5 protein-coding genes, 1 tRNA gene and 1 pseudogene are annotated in these 17,094 nt (G+C 42.1%); all 7 read left to right on the plus strand.

What is annotated here, in order from left to right:
- The first annotated feature begins 89 nt into the window (after positions 1-89).
- The 7 genes and pseudogenes from D0T18_RS04025 (at position 90) to D0T18_RS04055 (ending at position 17,053) form a co-directional block, all read left to right on the plus strand.
- Positions 90-6,227, plus strand: coding sequence for a S8 family serine peptidase (locus D0T18_RS04025; RefSeq protein WP_116440528.1), 6,138 nt, complete (start codon positions 90-92; stop codon positions 6,225-6,227).
- 441 nt (positions 6,228-6,668) lie between these two features.
- On the plus strand, positions 6,669-7,427 hold the full coding sequence (locus tag D0T18_RS04030; protein WP_102155368.1) for an Abi family protein: 759 nt from the start codon (positions 6,669-6,671) through the stop codon (positions 7,425-7,427).
- Between the two features lie 722 nt (positions 7,428-8,149).
- Positions 8,150-13,777: a S8 family serine peptidase gene (locus tag D0T18_RS04035; RefSeq protein ID WP_116440529.1), complete on the plus strand. Its 5,628-nt coding sequence runs from the start codon at positions 8,150-8,152 to the stop codon at positions 13,775-13,777.
- A 108-nt stretch (positions 13,778-13,885) separates the two neighbouring features.
- Positions 13,886-14,986: pseudogene (locus D0T18_RS04040) on the plus strand (class C sortase).
- 88 nt (positions 14,987-15,074) lie between these two features.
- Positions 15,075-15,148, plus strand: a tRNA-Lys gene (locus tag D0T18_RS04045).
- Between the two features lie 120 nt (positions 15,149-15,268).
- Positions 15,269-16,684, plus strand: coding sequence for an exodeoxyribonuclease VII large subunit (xseA, locus tag D0T18_RS04050; protein WP_116440628.1), 1,416 nt, complete (start codon positions 15,269-15,271; stop codon positions 16,682-16,684).
- A gap of 48 nt (positions 16,685-16,732) precedes the next feature.
- Positions 16,733-17,053, plus strand: a complete 321-nt coding sequence (locus D0T18_RS04055; RefSeq protein ID WP_004110585.1) for an exodeoxyribonuclease VII small subunit — start codon at positions 16,733-16,735, stop codon at positions 17,051-17,053.
- Positions 17,054-17,094: the final 41 nt, after the last annotated feature.

Genomic DNA, 17,094 nt, shown 5'->3' on the forward strand with positions numbered 1-17,094 from the left:
AAAGATTTTGGCAGCTGGCATGAGTTTGTGATAGCTAAAACCGAAATTTTTCCGGGATAACAACCACCATTTTGAAGGAGAGTATGTTTATGAAGTTCAAACGAACGTCATATCTGACTCGTTTAGCAGCGTTAGGCGTGGCTGCGGCGACGCTTATGGTGCCGCTTGGTACAGTTCCTGCGGCATTTGCAAAAAATGATAATGAAACTAAAAAAGATGGGAATGCACTTGTCTCTAAGATGCTTGATTCATCTTTAAAAGATAATAGTGAGATTAAGTCTATAGAAGATTTACGCCATGTTAATCCAACTCTTGCTAAAGCTTTTGAGAATTACAGTAAAAAAGATCAATTTAATAAAAATTCAAATGCTCAAGTGACTGTTGTTGTTACGTTGAAAAATAATCATCCGAAACTCACGAATTATGACGAAAAAGCCAACATTCATGAGCAGAATGTTTTAATTAACCGCGTAAAGTCAAAGTACAATATGACGGTTCGTCGCCAAGTTGGTTATTTAATGAGTGCTTTTGAAGCTACTCTCCCTGAAAAACACGTTCAAGATTTGAAACGTGAGCCAGGTGTAGTTTCTGTCGCAAAAGAACGTTTATATCATCCAATGGAAAATACTGCACGTAATTTGCAAGGTGTGCAAGCTGCGTTTAAAAAATATCATCTTGATGGCACTGGTATGTTGGTTTCCATCATCGATACGGGCATAGATCCAACTCACCAAGATATGAAGCTTGATGCTTCAGCTAAGACGCATCTTCGATTACAACCAACAGGTAAAGGCAACACTACTGACAAAGTGCCTGCAGGTTTCAATTACGCTGATGAAAATACTAATTTCACAGATTCGGGTGCGGAACAGCACGGTATGCACGTTGCCGGTATTGTGGCTGCTAACGGCGATGAGACTGGTGCTCCTGCATCTGAACATAATCGTGTTGATGGCATAGCTCCAAACGCTCAGCTGCTTGCTATGAAAGTATTCTCAAACGTGCCGGGTTCGCATGGTGCTCGTGATGTTGATATTGTTGCTGCAATCGAGGATTCTGTAAAGCTTGGTGCTGATGTTATTAACATGTCTCTCGGATCAGATAACGGTTTTGGTGGAACTTCTAATGCTACATCTCTCGCTTTAAAGAAGGCTCACGAAGCTGGTGTGCTTCCAGTTATTTCTGCAGGAAACTCCGGCTTGAACTTCTCTGAAAGTGGTGGCATAGACGATGTTCTAGGTAAGTGGGATGATGCAACTCTTGGTTCACCATCTTCTTATCCTTCTGCTTTCAGCGTTGCTTCTGTAGAAAATTCAAATATTACTCAGCAGTCTGCAAATTGGGTTGGAAAAGATGGCAAGTCACATACTTTGCCGTACAGCTATTCTATTGGTTCTTTAACGGATGCACTATCTCAGCATGAACTTGTGGATGCTAAAAAAGCTACTAAAGCTGATGTTAAAGATCTTGATCTTACAGGTAAATATGCTCTCGTAGAACGTGGCGATATCAGTTTTACTGAAAAGTTTAATAATGCGATTTCTAAAGGTGCTAAAGGTGTGATTGTTTACAATCACGACAAGGATTCATCCTTATTCATAGGAATGGGTGGATTGGACAAAATCAAAGGTTGCTTTGGTGCGTCTATTCCTCGTTCTTATGCATTAGAAATTAAAAAAGCATTAGATAATGGTGAGAAAGTAAAGATTGCTTTCACTGAACAATTCGTTACTATCGCCAATCCGGATGATGGGAAGCCTTCTAGCTTTACTTCTTGGGGTCCAACTCCAGAATTTGATTTTAAACCTCAAATTGCTGGTATCGGTGGTAATGTTTGGTCTACGCAGAATGGAAATAAGTACACCAGCATGTCTGGTACTTCCATGGCTGCTCCAAACGTTTCCGGTCTTTCAGCGTTGGTGATGGAAAGCTATAAGAAGCGTTTCCCTGATCTTAAAAAGTCTGAAATGGCTACTCGTGTAAGCCAAGCATTAATGAATACAGCAAGTATTATTGGACATAAAGATTCTGCAGATAGTAAGCAGATTCCGTATGCTCCTCGTCAGGTTGGCGCAGGTTTAGCGCAGGTTAATAAAGCTGTTGCTACTAACGTGATTGCAACAGTCAACGGCAATTCGTACGTTGCTCTTAAAAACGTGAATGCTGATCGCAACTTTACAGTTACTTTGCATAATTATGGTAAGAATCCAGTAAAATTTGCTGTCCCAGATCAGGATGTTGTAAATGAGTCTAATGAGGCAAATAAAGATACAGTAACCTCTATTAGTGATACTGAAACGTTGCAATCAAAAACGCGTGAAGTTACGGTAAAGCCTGGCAAAACCGCTGATGTTAAGTTTACGTTAAGCCCAAATCGTTCTAAAGGCAATCATTATATTGAAGGTTGGGCGCGATTTGAATCGCTTACTGATACTCAGCCAGATGTTTCTGTGCCATATCTTGGCTTTGTTGGCGATTGGAACGATGAACCTATAATGGTAAAACCGGGAGAAAGCTATAGTGCAAGCCATAGTGATCTTACGACATCATTGCTTTCTGTAGCTGGTTTTATGGGTAAACTTCCGGTTAATAATGAAACGAAGCCTTATGTACTTGGCGAATTTTCACCTGCAAATAGAGATGGCTGGATGGATTATGTTGTTCCATCTATGGCTATATTCCGCGGTGCATCTGAAGTAAAATATTCTGTGTTGGATTCACATAATAAAACTAAGATTGTTCTTGGAACAGAACACAACGTGAATCGTTCTACTATTTCTAATGTTGGAGCAACCGATGGCTTAGCCGGAAATTTTGACGGGTCTGTGTGGAATCCAAAAACAAGTAGATTTGAAATTCTTCCTGACGGATGGTACACGTATCGTATTCAAGCTCGCTTAGGAGATAAGTTTGATTGGCAAACTTATGACATGAAGGTAGCAATCGATAATCATGGACCTAAAGTCACAGTATCTGATCGTGATGCTAACGGCAATGTGAAGATTGTTATTAGTGATGAGTTAAGCCCTGATCCTGGCGTACCAACTATTCATCTTCCTGGTGTAAAGGATGCCTTGAACTATGGTGATGAAGACACTCAATGCCCGTTGAATGAAGCAACTCGTACGCGAGTGTGCAAGACTATTCACATTGGTAATGAAGCTCAATACATAGATGTGCTTGTTCGAGACAATGCTATGAATTCAACTGAGGTTAAAAAGGTATTCGACACATATGCTGTGAAGAAACCGGATGGTTCAGAAGAATCTAAGAAGAACAAGAAGTTTATTATTCCAAATGAACAAAAACTTACTTCTCAACAAATTAAAGCTAATGCTCTAGAAGAAAGTAAGACCGACCCAGATATTAATGGTAAGTTCTATCTTGAGGGATATCTCACTAAAGATGTTGCTTCTATAAAAGCTTATGTGACTCCTGAAGGCGGTAAAAAGCAGGAAGTCAAATTAGCTAAAAAGCGCAAGGGTGAGAATACTTTCTATGCGTTTGTGCCACTGAAAAATGGTGAAAATACTGTGATGCTTAAAGCTTTTGATAGTAAGGGTGACCGTATTGGCAATAAGAAACTTGTTTTAAAGTTTAATGCACAAACACCTAAGATTACTGTTGATGGTCTTGACAACAAGGGTAATTTGCCTGTAAGTGCAGATGGTAAAGTAACAATTGCTGGTAAAGTAACTGATACTCCTGGAGATACTGTAAAGCTAACGCTTAATTATCAAAAGGCTGCTGACAACACTACTGCAGCTAATGCAGTTGCTGGTTCTGTGAACAATCATGCTTCTGGTTCTGCCTCTGAATCTACTACTAAAGCTGTTTCTGGTGCTAATACAACTTCAGCAGCGAATATTAATGCAAATGTGAAGCAAGCAGATACAGCTGCAGCTAGTAAAGAAACTGAAGAAGTGGTAACTGTTGGCAAAGACGGTAACTTCAAAACAGTTATTACTCCTGCCGCTAAAGCTGTTATGGTAACTCTTGTAGCTACTGATTCTGCTGAAAACACTACAACTATAGGTTTGGCTCTCGCTGGTCGTTCAACTCCTACGCCTAAACCTACAGCTGCAACAAAAGATTTCATGCTTACTAACGCTGGACCTATGGGTTCTTATACTTGGTTAATTCATAAGAAGAATTATGGTCCAGACGTTATTGGCTCTGATTACTTTGTTGCTCAAGGTGATGTGAGTTCCAAGGTGACTAGTGTGGTGTTTACTCCAGCTTCGCGTTTTGATGCTACAACTAAAAATCTTGTAACTCCAAACCCATTGCGTGCTGAAATTAAGAACGGAAAGTTTAGTGTGAAGCTTCCAATGCATCCGGGTATAAATGATTTCCGCTTGCAGGTGAACACTAAACCAACTGACGAAGATGCTGATGAAGACGATGAAACGAATGTAATCGATACTCCTGCAGCATTCTACTTCGACATTACGTCTCCAACAGCACATTTCGATACTCCAAAACTGTATGGTCACACGTTGTTCACCAATCGTGACACAGTGACTTTCAGTGGAAATGTATCGGATGATGCTTTCGGTCAAAGTTTGCGAATTAACAACGATTCCGTTGGTGATTTCTACACTTTGGATACGAATGGTAAAGAAACAACTCGTCGCCAATTCTCAACTGACATTCCAGTAGACAATGGTGATAAGTTGCTGCTGCACTTAAGTGATCAGGTTGAATCTCATTTACTTGGTGTGATTCCAGTTGTTCTTGATGAAGTTGATCCTACTGTTGAAGCAGGTTTGGCTGAAGGTGAAGAAATTACTGATGGTCACGAAATTACTGTTAAAGCAACAGATGATAATTTGAAGTCTTTGCGCGTTATGGTTGATGGTCATCCAGTAGCATATACAGAAAATTATCTTCCAACTACAGCAGTAGAGGACACATTAGTGGATGTTTCTAAGGTTAACGATAATCCAACTCCAGATAAGCCAGGTTCTACAACATTAACGTTGAAGATTCCTACTAAGAAGTTGACTGATGGTTCTCACACTATCACCATTGAGGCGACCGATTTTGCCGGTAATACAGCAAGCGCCACAAGTGATAATGCAAAGGGAGCTACTGCATATACATTCAAAGTGAAGCATGGTGTGAAACCTGGCGAGGATCCGTCTAAGCCTGGTCAAGATTCAAAGAAGCCTGGCGAGGATCCGTCTAAGCCAAGTAAACCAGGAACTAAGAATGAATCAACTCAAACTGATTCTGCCCCAATTCCTCCTGCTTCTACAGAAAAGATCCTAAAGTCTCTTGCTGGCTTAGAAACCAAGAATGTTACAGCTGGAAAGGAAGTAAAGATTTATGTTTCTGGACAGCCTAAAGCTTTGAAGGAAGCCAAAGCCGATGCTCGCATGTATGCGTTCATTTACTCTGATCCTAAGGATCTTAAGGGTGAAGATGGTCATGAATATGTGACAGTGCGTACTGGTGAGAACGGTAAGTACTATTTCAAGGCTTTGATTCCTAGCGGATATTCAGGTAAGCACACAATCTTACTTATGGATGCAAATGGTAACCAGATTGCTTCTGGAGAGGTATCTGTATCTTCCTCTGCTTCTTCTGATAGTGGCAGCCAAACTGATTCTGATAATAAGAATAATCAGAACCAGAATGGTAGCGGTAATGTTGGTAATACTGGCAACTCTGGTAATACTGGTAATAGCGAAGGTGGAAGCACGGGCCACGGTAACGGTAGTGGCAACAACGGTGGCAGCACTAGCGGTAATGCAAGCGGTAATACTAGCGGTAATACTAGCGGTAATGCCAGCGGTGATACCAACAATAATAGCCGCGGTGGTAATCATGGCGGTAGCCACAGCTCTAACCACGGCGGTAATCATGGTGGAAAATCCTTTACTACTGGAGGTAATTCCAGTAATAATTCGGAGTCGTCCTCAAAGGATGATGCGGATTCTACTAATGCGGGCGCATCCGCTGCATCCGGCGATGCCGCTGCCAATGGCAACGCAAGTTCTTCCAATGGCAACGCAGGTGCTGCATCTGGCAACGCTGCTGCAAAGCAGAAGGCTGCTGAAAAGGAGCAGGCTGACGCTAAGTCTGCCGCCAAGAAGATGACTTCTGATTTGGCGATGACTGGTAGCAGTGTGATTGGCATGGTTGTGACGTTTATGGTATTGCTTGCAAGCGGTGCTGTAACGTTTAAAACTCGCCGCCATCATACGCACACAAGCAAGTAAATAAACAAAATAAGTAAATAACATAAATAAACAAAGAGCACTTTTCATCTTCTAGTAAGATGGGAGTGCTCTTTTTGTATGTAATATATTTTGGAGAATAATCCATAGTTTGTTTTACATATTAATTTGCTTCATCATTCATTCACGTGGATACTCGTTCGCTCTCCAAATGCGAGACAAGTTCCCCGTATTTGGAGCAAAACACAACCTAAAACCCTCCAAATGTGAGAAACTTTCCTCGCTTTTGGAGTACCACACAAACCTACGTTTAGTAAACCCACCATCCAAAAACAACTGAGCTCTTGTTCTAAACAAACAAGAGCTCAATGAAATCACGTGTAGGAGCAACCTACACAGGTAAATTAGAGTCTACCACATCCCCTTAGAATTTGCGTTTGTCATGTTATATTTCGTGGCGAATGTCAAACTAAATGTGCAATAATGTACAATATTTTCATGTCTGCTAATACATTTTTTACTTTGCAAGAAGCGCAACAATTTTGTGGCGTGGCTAGATTTAATCGTTATATGCGCGATGCAAATAATGATTTAGGTACAGCTATGCTTATATGCAAATCGAATCATGAATTAGCAGGAATATTGCATGAGCAGATTGGATACGTAGAAATATGCGTGCGTAATTCAATTGATTTAGAACTTCGTAAACTTGCGTTGAAAGAAAAGCAAAATGAGGAATGGACCAATCCTCTGTATACGCCAGATTTGGTTAAAGATTTGATTGAAAATCAAATCAAGCAAGCGAGAGAAATTGCAGTTCACTCGCATGATGGTAGAAGCGTAAATCATGATGACATTTTATCTAAACTCATGTGGGGAACATGGGTAAAGCTTGTTGGATCTTCGGAAACAAAAAATAGCAATCGCATTCAACAAAAACTTTGGAAAGATGCTGTAGGCAATGCGTTTCCATTTGTGAACTGTTCAAAAATGAATAAAGAGTACGATGAGGATAGAAGAATAATAGCAAAAAATCTTATTTATATTAAAGAGATTAGGAATAAAGCAGCTCATTTTGATAATTTATATAACATAGCTAGGGGAAAGAGGAATCTTACGAACGCACTGTTTACGCTACTTCATGCGGTTAATAAGTCGTTTACAACTGGATGGATTGATCCCTCAAAAATACGTAAAGCTGCTAATAAATATTTGGAACTGATGATTGGTGTTGATGATTAATACTGATGATTGGTGTTGATGAAGTAAACGGTATGAAAGCAAATGCGTAAGTTGCGCGAACTGCCTGCCTGAGCGCGCGCAATGCTGCGCTCAAGCAAGTCGTCGCGCCCGTGTTTGGAGGTCTTTGGTGGGTTTTTGCTCAAATCGAGGTAACGCTCTCACCGTGTAAAGTTTCGGTCAGTTGCGCATATCGTCGGTTGGCTGAAAAATTTACGGTTTATATTGCACAACGCACTAACATTAGTTGGTAAACCAGCAATATTTTTTTAAAAAACATTGTCAAAATGCAAGGTTGTTAAAAAATTCTGTAAATTATATGTTAACTACAGATTTTTTACATGTTACTTGTGGAAAAGTGTTTGCGAGGAAATGGCGTAATTTAGCCATTTTTTCTATCCTAAATACAAATTTTTCAAATTTTATTTGCTAAATTAACAAGTTAAAAAAATTTTTTCTCTTTAAACAAGTGCTAGAGTATATGAAAAATATTTTGTTGCACTTGCAAAAATACACCATTATTTGCTGTTTGCATGGGGGGGGGGTATATCTCTTATGCGATATTTAGCGGAAATGATTCAAACCAGAGTAACAAAAATATTTACACCCGCATGAAAAATTTTGGCAGCCAGTATGAAAGATTTTGGCAGCTGGCATGAGTTTGTGATAGCTAAAACCGAAATTTTTCCGGGATAACAACCACCATTTTGAAGGAGAGTATGTTTATGAAGTTCAAACGAACGTCATATCTGACTCGTTTAGCAGCATTAGGCGTGGCTGCGGCGGCGCTTATGGTACCGCTTGGTACAGCAAATGCTAAAGACAATAGTGCTGAGAACAATAATCTCGCACAAGTTGTAAATCAAAAGAATAAGAATAAGAAGAATAAAACTACTAAATATCTTGATCCTAAGATTGTTAGCAGAATAGTTAATAATCCATTTAATAGGACTGGTACTTCTAATAAGCCTGTTACTGTTATCGTTACTTTGAAGAAACAGCCAAAACTTCCTTCGAAACAAGCTGAAGACAGTAATAAAGTTGACCAGAATCGTCTTATTGGAAAATGGTCTTCAAAATATGGCATGACAGTACGTCGCCAATTTGGTTACCTGATGAATGGTTTTGAAGCAACATTACCAGCTAAGAAAGTTGCGGCTTTACGTCATGAACATGAAGTAGCTTCTGTTGCAAAAGAACGTTTGTATTATCCTCTTGAAAATTATGCTCGCGGTTTGCAGGGTGTAAATGAAGAATTTAAGAAGCGTGGACTTGATGGAACTGGGATGCTTGTGGCTATTATCGATACGGGCATCGATCCAAGTCACCATGATATGAAGCTTGATTTCAAAGCTGAAAAAGCTCGTAAGATTAAGGACACATTCCCGTCTAATGGTGTAAAGTTCACTAATAAAGTTCCTGCTGGATTCAACTATGCTGATGAAAACTACACTATTACAGATAGTGGTGCAGAGCAGCATGGCATGCACGTAGCTGGTATTGTGGCAGCTAATGGTGATGATGAGAATAAGCCAGCTGATAAAAACGGTCATATTAACGGCATTGCTCCAAATGCTCAGTTACTTGCAATGAAAGTATTTTCAAATAAGCCGGGAGCGCACGGAGCTCGTGATGCTGATATAGTTGCTGCAATTGAGGATTCTGTAAAGCTTCATGCGGACGTTATTAACATGTCTCTCGGCTCAGATAACGGTTTTGGTGGAACTTCTAATGCTACATCTCTCGCTTTAAAGAAGGCTCGCGAAGCTGGTGTGCTTCCAGTTATTTCTGCAGGAAACTCCGGTTTAAGCTTCTCTACATCTGGAGGAACTAATGATGCATTAGGAAAGTGGGATGATGCAACTCTTGGTTCACCGTCTTCTTATCCTTCTGCTTTCAGCGTTGCTTCTGTAGAAAATTCTTATATTATTCAAACCGCTGGTTCATATACGGATAAAGCTAATAAAACAACTGAGATTCCTTACTCTATAGCCTCAGGAAAAGCTGATGGTAAAGAACATGAGATTGTGAATATCGGTCTTGGCAAAAAAGATGAAGTTAAGGATTTGGATCTTCATGGAAAGTACGCTTTAGTTGAACGTGGCGCAATAGCATTTAGTGAAAAATTCCAGAATGCTATTGATAAGGGTGCTGATGGTGTAATCGTTTATAACAAAGCTGGCGATTCGGCACAGTTCCTTGGCATGGCTGGAGTTGATAAGTTCACATGCTTTGGAGCATCAATTCGTCGTGAAGATGCTTTAAAGATTGTTGATGCACTCAAAGCTAATGCAAGTGGTACAGTTAAGGTTTCCTTCTCTGATAAGACAATGGGCATTGCAAATCCTGATAAGTTGCATCCTTCTAGCTTTACTTCTTGGGGTCCAACGCCAGAACTTGATTTTAAGCCTCATATTGCTGGCATCGGCGGTAACGTGTGGTCTACTCAGAACAACAACAAGTACACTAATATGTCTGGTACTTCTATGGCTGCTCCAAACGTTTCCGGTCTTTCAGCTTTGGTGATGGAAAGCTATAAGAAGCGCTTCCCTGAGCTTTCTGCTAAAGATCGTGCTACTCGTGTTGAACAAGCCTTGATGAATACGGCTGAGATTCTCAATAATTCCAGCAATGTACCATTTGCTCCTCGTCAAATCGGCGCTGGATTAGCTCAGGTTGATAAAGCTGTTGCTACTAACGTGATTGCAACAGTCAATGGCAATTCGTACGTGGCTCTACGCCAGGTTAATGGAGATCGTAAGTTCACTGTTAAACTGCATAATTATGGAGATAAGGCTGTAACTTATGAAGTTCCTAAACAAAATGTTGTTAATGAATCTAATAATGCTAATGCAGAAACGACTACCTCTATTAGCTCAGAAACATTAGCTTCTTCGACTAATACGGTTACAGTAGATCCTAAGTCAGAAAAGGAAGTAGAGTTTACATTAACTCCAGACGTGACTCGCGACCATTATGTTGAAGGTTGGGCGCGTTTTACTTCAAAGACCTCTGGGGAACCAGATTTGGCTGTTCCATATCTTGGCTTTGTTGGCAATTGGGATAAGGAACCAATTCTTGTAAAGCCTGGTGAAGAGTATCTTAAAAATGCAATTAATATGACTACTTCGCTTATTGCTGAAAGTTATTTTGGTGATGTGCAAGTTAATGATGAAGCTCCTGATCATTTAGAATTTTCTCCAAATGGTGATGAGTTATTTGATAAGATACGACCATCACTAGCATTATTCCGTAATGCAAGTCTAATACAGTATTCTGTTTTGGATAATTCTGGTAAGACTGTTGCAGAAGTAGGAGAGGAACATGACGTTTCTCGTTCTAATTTCTCAGAATTATTACGCGATCCAAGAGCATTAAATAGTTCTGTTGAATTTGATGGAACTATTTATGATAAGACATCTACTGATATCGCGCATTGGAATAAGAAGCTTCCTGATGGCAAATATATTTATCGAGTAAAAGCTTGCTTGACTAAGGATATGTGCCAGACGACTGATATGCATTTTAACCTTGATACTAAAGCTCCAACCGTTACAATTAGCGAACCTGATAAAGATGGTGAAATTACCATTACAGCTCATGATGAGTTAAGTGAAACATTGAGTGAACCAGGTGTAAGAGTTAATGGTAACAGTGATTATATCAAGGTTGATGAGAAGGACTGCAGTGAAACTCATGACGCAAATGGCTATACTCGCACTTGCAAAGTTAATGTAGGTAAGGATGCTTATTACGTCAATGTCAGTTTGCATGATGGAGGTTTCAATGAAACCAATACTTCCAAAGTGTTTAAGGGATTTGCTAATAAAAAGATTCTCATAAATAATGAGGTTAATCTTAAGAATATTGGCATTAAGGATGTCACTGCTAAAAAAGATAACGGTGTTGATAAATACAGCATCGAAATCTCTGGACGTATTGCTGATGGTTGCAAGGATGTGAAAGCTTATGTTCAATCAGGAACTGAAGCAGAAGAAGAATTAGCTGTTAAGACAGATGATTCTGAATTTAGCTTTACTGCTCCTATTAAATCAGGTGCTAATACAATAAAAGTTAAGGCAAAAGGTTCTGATAATAAAGAAGTGGTTGAAACTCTTGTAACTAATTTCGACGAAAATGCACCAACAATTAAACTAACTAATGCAGATAGTAACGGGAATGTAACAATTGACCAAAATGGTGCAGTAGAAGTTAAAGGTGAAGTTAAGGACGATACTACTCCAAAGCAGAAGCTCACGCTTACTGTTAAGTATAGTAAGGATGAGGTTGTTGGCGGTGAAGTCCAGACTGAACAAGTGGAAGAGCCTGTAAATGTTGCTACTGATGGCTCATTTACTGTAAAAGTTACTCCATCTGCTAGTACATATTCAGTTACCTTGGTTGCTAGTGATGGAGTTAACACAGCTACTCAGAATGTAGGTTTTGCTAATCGCGTTATACCAACAAAGCCAAAGCTTTATAATATTTCACTGAGTAATGCTAACGGCTTAGAATCATACAACTGGATTGTTCCTGGAAATAGTGGTACTTCGCTCAATTCATTTACTGCAAAAGGCAAAGTAAGTAACAAAGCTACAGAAATGCTATTTACAAAAGCTAATCGAGTTAAAGATGATGGTTCGGGGTATGAGGATTTTGATCCTATAGCTGCAACAATCACTAAGTCCACTAATGCAAATGCTGATTCTACATTCACGGTAACTCTGCCAATGCATCCTGGAATAAATGACTTTAGGATGATTGTCAAAGAGGGAAGTGATGTGGTATTAGACACTCCAGTTGCTTTCTACTTCGACAGACAGGCTCCAGAAGTAATGTTTAGTACTCCAAAGTTGTATGGCGGCAGAATATTTACTAATAATGACACTGTGAAATTCAAGGGTGTTATTAGTGATGATTTTGCTGGCTATACTCTTAAGATTAATAATCTTATTGCTTCAGACAACTTCAGTACTGATTCTAAAGGCAAAGAAACTAATGCTCAGAGCTTCGATAGAGATGTTGAAGTTAAAAATGGAGAGTTTGTATTAATCCAAGCCATCGATCAGATGTCTAGCGCACTGTATGGTCGTGCTCCTGTTGTTGTTGATAAGGATGCTCCTTCTGTGACACTTGGAATAAAGGACAATGATCATGTTGAAGCAAATCGTAAGATTTCTGTAACAGCTAAAGATGATCATTTGAAGTTATTGCGAGTGAAGATTGATGGTAAAGAAGTAAATCATGCAAGTAATGGTCTTAAAGAAACGGATATTAAGCTGAGTAAGAATAATCCTTACGATGCTACTTTTGCCGATCTGAAAGATCTGAAGGATCCGCTGAAGGTAGATGTTGATTTCAATTCACTTTCTGCCGGAAAGCACTTAATCACAGTTGAAGCTGTTGATTATGCTGGTAACGTTGCAACGAAGAATACTTCCGCAGAATTCGTCGTTGAAAAGAAGTCGAATGATGGTCATGGGAACGATCATGGTTCCTCCTCTGTAACTGTCAATCCTCCTTCCGTCTCAACTCCAGCACCTAAAGCTCCTGAATCTATCGCAAAGCTAGATCAGTCACTTAAGGGAATCCTTGTTGCTGGTGAACATATGAATGATGTTGTTCGTGCTGGTAAGAGCAATCCTGTGAAGTTGTATTTCGCTGGCATGGATGCTCCTGCTAAGGGTGATGCTGACTCTAAGTCTCACAAGACTAAGGTCTCTTCTGCCATGAGCAAGTTCATCAAGGAACTTAAGAAAAACAAGGTTGCTTACGCTTATGCTTACATGTATTCTTCGCCTGTGTTATTGAAGGGCGCAGATGGATCTAAGTATGTGAAAGTAACTTTGGATAAGAATGGTCAACCTCAGTTTAATGTTGTGATTCCAGCTGGCTACTTCGGTAAGCATACGATTGTTTTGCTTAACGATAAAGGTGAGCAGCTTGCTTGGGCTAACGTGTGGGTTATTGCTGAGAATGCTACAGCGTCCGATGAAACAGATGCAGAGATTAACCTGAAGTATTCGGAGCTTCATTCTGGTACTGGATTCGGCAACGGATTAGGTGCTGGTTCTGGATTTGGCACATTTACTGGCACTACTTACGTTGGTACAGACGGAAATGCCTCCAGCGAAAGTGGCAACGCAGGTGCTGCGAATGCTAACGCTGCTGCAAAGCAGAAGGCTGCTGAAAAGGAGCAGGCTGCCGCTAAGTCTGCCGCCAAGAAGATGACTTCTGACTTGGCGATGACTGGCAGCAGTGTGATTGGCATGATTGTGACGTTTATGGTGCTGCTTGCAAGCGGTGCTGTAACGTTTAAAACTCGCCGCCATCATGCGCATGTAAGCAAGTAAATAAACAAAATAAGTAAATAAATAAACAAAAATAAATAAACAAAGAGCACTTTCATCTTCTAGTAAGGTGGGAGTGCTCTTTGCTCCTTTCTTATTAGTGGAGGAATCATGAAGCTAGCTGATTTTGCAGAGTCTGCTCGCGCGCTATTTAAGCGGCTGACTCGTATGCGCGCTAATAAGTCCTCCAAAAGTGCGGAATCTTCCGCAAGCTCTGGAATCGCTGCATCTTCCGAAAATACTGAATCTGCGCAGTCTACGCAGTCTTCGTAATCTTCATCATCACAAGAGCAATCTTCCCCAAAACCAATGTCCACACTTCGCAAGCTGGCTGAGCTGATTGCGCTTGTTACTATTGGCGTTTTGTGTTTCAGCTATCCTGTGGTTTCTACTTTGGTCAACAATCACGCTGCCAAAGAACTCTCAATCTAGTACGATAAATTAAATAAGGAAAAGACTAAAGAAAATCGCGCGGAAATTTTGGGAAAAGCGCGTGAATACAACGCTCGCCACAAGGCGATTATTAGCGCGGACCCGTATAACGGCAATAACGACTACATGGACACTCCCGAATATAAAGAGTACGAAAAAGTGCTTAGTGATGTCGATGCTGAAGGCGTTGTGAAAATACCGAAAATTGACGTGAGGCTGCCGATTTACCATGGAACTACTCAAGATACTCTCGCGATGGGAGCGGGGCATTTGTACGGCACGGATTTGCCGGTGGGCGGCAAAAGCAGGCACACGGTTGTGACGGCGCATACGGGTATGCCGGATGCCACAATGTTCGACGATTTAAACACGCTGAAAAAAGGTGATTACTTCTACTTTGACGTGCAAGGCAAGACTCTTCGATACAGAGTGTTTCGCATAAATGTGGTGGAGCCGAACGATATTCGTTTGTTGCGGCGCGAAAAGGGGCGCGACTTGGCGACGCTGATTACGTGTACCCCGTATGGAGTTAACACGCACAGGCTGCTCGTGACGGGGTATCGTGTGTTGCCGGATCCTGCTAACGTGCCGGGCGACCATATGCAGTGGTCGTTGTGGATGACGTTGTTTGTGATATCGATGGTGATGTCTGCGGTGTTGATGGCGATGATGCTGATTGCGTCGTTGCGAAAGAAGAATGGTGTGAGTAGTGTGCAAGGCAGGCATTTGCTGGCGGTTTCGCGCAAAATCTTGCGTAAGTTGCGCAAACGACCTGCCTGAGCGCAGCAATGCGACACGCCGGCTTGCGTGCAAGCTCATTCTGAGTATAGTAGTTACTCGGTTCGCGAAACGAGCCAAGATAACCAACGCCCCTTTAGCTCAGTTGGTTAGAGCAGCTGACTCTTAATCAGCGTGTCCAGGGTTCGAATCCCTGAGGGGGCACAAGCGAAACCCAAGCTTCACTGCTTGGGTTTTTTCGTATCTAATCTCTCCGTCACGCATATGCAGCAGCGCGCGTTTGTCCTTCTTTGCGGTCAAGCTGGAAACATGACCTCGTCAAATATGATGCCGCAATTATTCCAGGATGATGCCCAGCTTGAACAGCCGCAACCGTCGCAACAACCGCTGCTAAATTTAGCACAGTCGCAGTCGCAACAAGTTCAGTCATCGCCGCAACTACTTACGCCGCAGCAAGCTCAGCCGCGACAGCTCCCTCTAAAAGCCGCCGACACGACTGCCGAAAATCCATGGCCTGTTGCCGTTTTAAGCCAAAAGTTCCACAGTGCAGTAGAACGCTGGCCAGCCGCGTGGATTGAGGGTCAAATCGTCGAAATTAACATGCGCCGCGCTTCTTCCGGTTACATCACCCTTCGCGACAGTAATGAAGAAGTGTCGATTTCCGTAATGGGCTTCAGCAATTTCGTGCAGCAGGCGCGCGAACTTCGCCAGGGTGACCGCGTAGTCGTTCACGGCAAGGCGGATATTTGGGTAAAAGCCACGCGCTTAAGCTTCGTTGCAGACGAAATCCGCCGCGTCGGTGCCGGTGACTTAAAAGCGCAAATTGACGAGTTGCGAAAAAAGCTTAAGGGCGAGGGCTTATTTGACGCTGAAAATAAGGTTCCGCTGCCGGAATTTCCTAAGTGTGTCGGTCTCGTGTGCGCTCCTCAAGCGCGCGCGGAGGGCGATGTTATTACGAACGTGAATTTGCGCTGGCCTGTTACGCGCTTCAAAGTTATTCACGCGCACGTGCAGGGCGTGCAGTGCCCGGCGGATATTATTGCCGCAATTAAGCAGCTCGACGCGGATCCAGAAGTTGACGTTATTATCGTTGCTCGCGGCGGTGGAAGCTTTGAAGATTTGATTGGTTTTTCAGATGAGGGTGTGGTTCGCGCTACTGCTGCGTGCATAACTCCGATTGTGTCTGCAATTGGCCACGAGGACGATTGGACGCTGATTGATTTGGCTGCAGACATGCGCGCTTCGACTCCTACGGATGCTGCAAAGCGCGTGGTTCCAGACGTACGCGAGCAGTGGCAGCTTATTGATAACGCGTTGCAAACTATGCGCATGCGAATTTCTGCGCGCGTAGACAATGAGATTCGTCTCGTTGAAGGTTATGCGAATCGCCCGAGCCTTACGCGCCCGAGCACTATGCTTGAGCCGCACGAGCGTTTGGTTGAGCAGGCTGTTGAGCGAATGCGTCACGGTTTGGTGCGACTTCTTGACGACGCGAGTTTGACTGTTGAGAAGGCTCACGCGAGCTTGACTGCGCTAAGTCCGCAATCGACTTTGAATCGCGGGTACGCTGTTGTGCAGCTCAGTGGTGGGCGAGTGCTTGACGATGCGGCTTTAGCGAAAGTTGGCGACGATATGACAGTTACGCTTAAAAGTGGCGTGGTTCTTGGCAAGGTGACTGGAACAAAGTCAGCTGTTACTAAGTCTGCTTTCATAAAGCCAAGTAAAAAGTCAAGTAAGTAATTTTTTAGATATTTTAGATATTTATTTAGATACAACGAAAGGTTAGATATGAGTGAGAAAGTAACGAAAAAAGCGGAAGAATCAGCAGAAAACACAGAATTTGCAAGCACACTTACGAAAGAAGAGCGCGCTGCGATTGAGACGATGCCGTACGAAGAGGCTCGCGAAAAGCTGGTTCAGGCGGTTCAAGCGTTGGAAGCTGGCGGTTTGACACTAGATCAGTCCATGCGTCAGTGGGAGATTGGCGAGGCGCTGGCAAAGCGCGCGCAGGGTTTGCTTGCCACGGTTCGCGCTAAGTTGGACGCGGCACAAGCGGAACAATCGGCGACGGCAGCTACGGCTGGCACGCAATCGAATCTTGAGGATTAGCACTCGCTGATTATGCGCTCAGGCGGCATAAACTACTCGCG

It is taken from the genome of Gardnerella swidsinskii (genome assembly GCF_003397705.1).
Lineage (GTDB): Bacteria > Actinomycetota > Actinomycetes > Actinomycetales > Bifidobacteriaceae > Bifidobacterium > Bifidobacterium swidsinskii.

What these genes read in the sequence shown, in the direction of transcription:
- D0T18_RS04025 (WP_116440528.1), top strand. Translation starts at nt 90, where the DNA reads ATGAAGTTCAAACGAACGTCATATCTGACTCGTTTAGCAGCGTTAGGC.
- D0T18_RS04030 (WP_102155368.1), top strand. Translation starts at nt 6,669, where the DNA reads ATGTACAATATTTTCATGTCTGCTAATACATTTTTTACTTTGCAAGAA.
- D0T18_RS04035 (WP_116440529.1), top strand. Translation starts at nt 8,150, where the DNA reads ATGAAGTTCAAACGAACGTCATATCTGACTCGTTTAGCAGCATTAGGC.
- xseA (WP_116440628.1), top strand. Translation starts at nt 15,269, where the DNA reads ATGATGCCGCAATTATTCCAGGATGATGCCCAGCTTGAACAGCCGCAA.
- D0T18_RS04055 (WP_004110585.1), top strand. Translation starts at nt 16,733, where the DNA reads ATGAGTGAGAAAGTAACGAAAAAAGCGGAAGAATCAGCAGAAAACACA.